This is a genomic window from Vibrio sp. OPT46 (assembly GCF_015163535.1).
Classification (GTDB): domain Bacteria; phylum Pseudomonadota; class Gammaproteobacteria; order Enterobacterales; family Vibrionaceae; genus Vibrio; species Vibrio alginolyticus.
The window spans coordinates 1-822 of record NZ_JADDYG010000811.1 but is presented as its reverse complement, the minus strand read 5'-3'; the positions used below and the strand labels follow the sequence as shown (position 1 = coordinate 822).

Sequence of the window (822 nt, the reverse complement as noted above, 5' to 3'; positions counted from 1 at the left end):
CAGCCTAAGTACCGTTTGGGGCAGGCTGCCGTTGAGACTCTTGTCCGAAAGTTGGATGAAAAGTCAACAGAGGCACAGGTCGTACAATTAGAACCGGCTCTAGTGGAACGAAAAAGCGTCAAGAGGTTAAAGTCAAACGTCACTGAATGACGTGTGATGTTGAGCTAAAAAATTAAAAAAGTCGTTTCTCTTTATACGATAAAGCCTTACTATCGTCCTTGATTATAAATAAAACTATTAATTGTTGTCTGGCGGATTAGTTAAATGTTATCAAAAGGTTACGCTAAGTTATCTGTAAAACACCCTTGGTTTCACCGAGTTAATGTTATTACAGTTGTATTGATTTTTTTTGTGAGCTGCTATCAGCTACTGGTTAATGAAGCATTTGAGTACGCAATTGGCTTTATTATTACACTTTTGGCGTCAGCTTTATTTGCATCAGCTTCTGCATTCAAAAAACGCTATCTAGGCTTGGATTCATAGGCAGGTCTATTTCCAACATCGTTCAATAGCATCATTTATTGCTTTCAAGTAAACATTGGACTGAATTATGATCGAGTGCATCAAGAGGAGGACAAATGTCCTCCTTTTTGTTGGGGATCACGCTCTAATATAAGCGTATTCCAAACAAAATAATAAAGGACATGTTATGGACCTCTTTGCCTTACTCGATATTAATAATACTCTCGTTAACATTCCGATTGGCGACGGCTACGCAATGAGCTGGATCGAAGCTTTCGGTACCGTTTTTGGACTGCTTTGCATTTGGTTTGCCAGCCAAGAAAAAACCATCAACTACTTATTCGGTTTGCTGAATGTCAC

Annotated in this window: 1 protein-coding gene and 1 pseudogene; both read left to right on the top strand. The window is 38.9% G+C overall.

Features of this window, described 5'->3' with window-relative positions; all coding sequences use genetic code 11:
- Positions 1-150 (top strand): annotated as a pseudogene (locus IQR33_RS34715) (transcriptional repressor PurR); the annotation flags it as partial.
- Positions 151-649: 499 nt separating this feature from the next.
- Positions 650-822 (top strand): nicotinamide riboside transporter PnuC (pnuC, locus tag IQR33_RS28050; RefSeq protein WP_193844254.1); only part of this gene is annotated, 173 nt, incomplete at its 3' end.